2 protein-coding genes are annotated in these 4,485 nt (G+C 49.1%); both read left to right on the top strand.

Annotated features, from left to right (window positions below):
* Positions 1-68 precede the first annotated feature (68 nt).
* Positions 69-1,010, top strand: a complete 942-nt coding sequence (locus tag AC2SLT_RS13010; protein ID WP_486548065.1) for an OmpA family protein — start codon at positions 69-71, stop codon at positions 1,008-1,010.
* A gap of 41 nt (positions 1,011-1,051) precedes the next feature.
* The coding region (locus AC2SLT_RS13005; protein ID WP_486548076.1) for a hypothetical protein at positions 1,052-4,485 on the top strand (3,434 nt) is incomplete at its 3' end.

Below are 4,485 nucleotides of genomic sequence, written 5' to 3'. Positions count from 1 at the left end.
ATAAAACAATTAAAACAACCCATAACACTTTTACGTATAGAGATTAAACACAACTAAGGATGACACCAATGAAATACATTCAAGCCAAAAGACATCTTCGGACCTGTAGCCTAGTCACCTCCCTATGGGCGATTATGTTTGGAATAGGGTACACAGCAACAGCAGAAGACAGCATGCGTCAAGTAGACCATATAGGCTGGCACAAAACGGGTGACACCGCTTTTCAACCCATGAATGCCAGTGAACTAGCGGCAAATGAAACCAACCTCATCTTTGTACGTCCCCTAGACAACGACGGACTACAAACCAGTGCCAATATCGCCATTGACGGCCGATTCCAAGTCAGTCTACAACCAGGGCACTACTCACAAATACGTTACTGCAGTGGACAACACAACATCAGTGTCGCACCAACCGGACTTAAAACAAACGATCTCACCAACGCCTTTAGTCATCTCGTTGAATTCACCCCCCAAGAAAACTACTACATATACATTGACATTGATGACGCCACAGGCACACCGACGTTAAGCAAGCTTGAAGAAAGCGCCGCGCAGCAAATACTAAGCACCCAAAGCGAACAAACCCATCAAATCAGCCGTGTTGTTCGCGACTGTCCAGAGATAGTTGAGCCTGAGCCGCCGATTGTCATTGAAATAGACGAACCAATAAACCTAAAAGTATTGTTTGAATTTGACAAAGCCGTCATTCAGCCTGTATTCAACCCCCGCATCGAAGCGGTTGCAGACTATATGAAGAAATATCCAGACACCAGCACCGTCATTGAAGGTCACACCGACAGTATCGGAACAAACAGCTACAACATGGACTTATCAAAACGTCGCGCTGAAGCCGTTAAAAAAGAATTGGTTATGAAGTATGGCATCGCACCAAACCGATTAAGCACAGTAGGCTACGGAGAAAGCAGACCAGTAGACACCAACGCCACATCCGAAGGTCGTTACAACAACCGCCGCGTCGTTGCCACCGTAAGTGCTACTGAAGAATAAAGACACACTCAAAAATAAAAAGCGAATCCAAGGAATACAAAATGAAAACGATAATTGTAAAAGTAAATGATGCCGTACAAAGCATAGCCGAACATCAAGTTGTCACCAAAGACGGACAACCAACCGTCATCAAAGCCACAAACAAAGTAAACTATGAACTTATCGACACCTCGACGGGCCGAGCACCAGATCACATCATCACCAAACGTGTCGGTAAAGACTTACACGTATCCATAGAAGAAACCGGCCAAGACAGCGACCTTATAATAGAAGGTTATTATGACGAGGCTGAAAGTGCGCTCATAGGACTAGCAGAAGATGGCAGCTACTACTACTATGTACCAGATACCGGTGAAGTAGAAGACTTTGTCACAGAACTGGCCGCAGGTGACAGCGAAGGACAAGCCTTAGGCGGTAACGCGTATCCGACCCCTTACTGGGTGGGCGCAGCAGATGACGGTGGCTTTGCTTGGCTACCTTGGTTAGTAGGACTTGCAGGTTTAGCTGCCGTAGGGATTGCCTTAGGGGGTGACGATGATGAAACTCCTAAAGACACCACCGCACCGACTCAACCAGATAGCGTAGAGATTGGTAATGGCGATGACTTTATCACAGCAGACGAGATTGATGCTGATGGCAACGTACCTGTCACCGTTGGTCTACCAGAAGATGCCAAAGTGGGCGACACCGTCACCGTAAACGGCGTCGATAAAGTCATTACCCAAGAAGACAAAGACGCCGGTGAAGTCATCGTTAAAGTGCCTGCGCCAGCCGAAGGTGAAAAGCTTGACGTAGAAGCCACCATCAAAGACCCTGCCGGTAACGTCAGTAACCCCGTCACAGATGAAGCCACTCGTGACACCACAGCACCGACTCAACCAGATAGCGTACAGATTGGTAATGGCGATGACTTTATCACAGCCGACGAGATTGATGCCGATGGCAACGTACCTGTCACCGTTGGTCTACCAGAAGATGCCGAAGTGGGTGACACCGTCACCGTAAACGGCGTAGATAAAGAGATTACCCAAGAAGACAAAGACGCCGGTGAAGTCATTGTTAAAGTGCCTGCGCCAGCCGAAGGTGAAAAGCTTGACGTAGAAGCCACCATCAAAGACCCTGCCGGTAACGTCAGTAACCCCGTCACAGATGAAGCCACTCGTGACACCACAGCACCGACTCAACCAGATAGCGTACAGATTGGTAATGGCGATGACTTTATCACAGCAGACGAGATTGATGCTGATGGCAACGTACCTGTCACCGTTGGTCTACCAGAAGATGCCGAAGTGGGTGACACCGTCACCGTAAACGGCGTAGATAAAGAGATTACCCAAGAAGACAAAGACGCCGGTGAAGTCATTGTTAAAGTGCCTGCGCCAGCCGAAGGTGAAAAGCTTGACGTAGAAGCCACCATCAAAGATCCTGCCGGTAACGTCAGTAGCCCCGTCACAGATGAAGCCACTCGTGACACCAACAACCCAGATGCCCCGACAGTCTTAATCACAGACGATGCAAACAACGACGGTTTCCTAAATGCAGCAGAGCTTGAGGGCAAGACAACCGTAGACGTTAAAGTGACAGTACCTAGCAGCGTAGAGATTGGCGACACTTTGAGTGTCACCGACCAAGCCGGCAATGACCTAGGTACCTTCACAGTGGGCACCGACATCACAGCAGGCCGCAGTGTCACAGTACAACCGCAAGTTCCTGCTGAAGGCGAGACCCTAACCGTCACCGCAGTACTAACAGACTCAGCAAATAACACCACCGAAGGCTCAGACAGTGCCATTGTAGACACCACAGCCCCAGTCACTGCACCGTTAGTGACCATCACTGAAGATGGTAACGATGATGGTTTCTTAAATGCCGAAGAGCTTACAGACAAAACACAAGTATCAGTAGAGGTTGTCGTCCCAGCCGATGCTGAAGAAGGTGACGTACTGACCATCACCGACCAAGCAGGTAATGAGCTTGGCGAATACACCGTAGGCACCAATGTCGATCCGGAAGACACCGTCACCGTCACCGCAGCAGTACCCGCTAACGGCGACACCTTAGAAGTAACAGCTGTTCTTGCAGACCCTGCAGGGAACGAAGCAGAAGGCACAGACAGTGCTAAAGTGGATACTGGCATCCCAGGAGACTCAAACGATGATGGCACTGTAGGTGACGACGATGATGATGACACCACAGTTAATGGTGCGCCAATCATTACCTTCCCAGAAGACACCAGCGGTGATGGCATATTAAACGCTGCTGAGAACGGAACAACGAAAGACACCACACCTGTACAGATCAGCACTCCTGCGAATACAGAAGTTGGTGACACCGTAGTCGTCATAATCAATGGTACAGAGCAAGAAGTACCTGTCACAGCAGAGGACCTAGAAAATGGTTATGTGACAGTAGATGCACCAGTCACTACAGACACAGATAACATTACTGCTGAAGCCTATGTCAAAGACCCAGCTGGTAACCAGTCGAATACAGCTACTGAAACCTTGGCTATCGACATTAGTATTCCAGGCGACGTAGATGGTGATGGTGACACCGACGATAACGATGACGACACCACCACCGAGAACGGTGCGCCCATTGTTAGCTTCCCAGAAGACACCAATGAAGATGGCACATTAAATACTGCCGAAAATGGTGATAGTGTAGACAGCACCCCAGTGCGAGTAAGCTTACCTGCTAATACAGAAGCTGGTGACACAGTGGTATTGACCATTAATGAGGGTGACCCGCAAGAGATTGTAGTCACACCTGAAGCACTGACTAATGGGTATGTTGAAGTTTTAGTACCAATTACTGCTGATACCACACAGATTACTACTGAAGCGTTTGTCAAAGATCCTGCTGGTAACCAGTCGAATACAGCGAGTGAAACGCTTGCAATAAGCACCAACAACCCAGATGCCCCGACAGTCTTAATCACAGACGATGCAAACAACGACGGTTTCCTAAATGCAGCAGAGCTTGAGGGCAAGACAACCGTAGACGTTAAAGTGACAGTACCTAGCAGCGTAGAGATTGGCGACACTTTGAGTGTCACCGACCAAGCCGGCAATGACCTAGGTACCTTCACAGTGGGCACCGACATCACAGCAGGCCGCAGTGTCACAGTACAACCGCAAGTTCCTGCTGAAGGCGAGACCCTAACCGTCACCGCAGTACTAACAGACTCAGCAAATAACACCACCGAAGGCTCAGACAGTGCCATTGTAGACACCACAGCCCCAGTCACTGCACCGTTAGTGACCATCACTGAAGATGGTAACGATGATGGTTTCTTAAATGCCGAAGAGCTTACAGACAAAACACAAGTATCAGTAGAGGTTGTCGTCCCAGCCGATGCTGAAGAAGGTGACGTACTGACCATCACCGACCAAGCAGGTAATGAGCTTGGCGAATACACCGTAGGCACCAATGTCGATCCGGAAGACACCGTCACCGTCACCGCAGCAGTACC

It is taken from the genome of Psychrobacter sp. CX18 (assembly GCF_057396215.1).
Note: the sequence above shows the minus strand (reverse complement) of the source record. Positions and strands in the feature narration are given on the sequence as shown.

What these genes read in the sequence shown, in the direction of transcription:
- AC2SLT_RS13010 (WP_486548065.1), top strand. Translation starts at nt 69, where the DNA reads ATGAAATACATTCAAGCCAAAAGACATCTTCGGACCTGTAGCCTAGTC.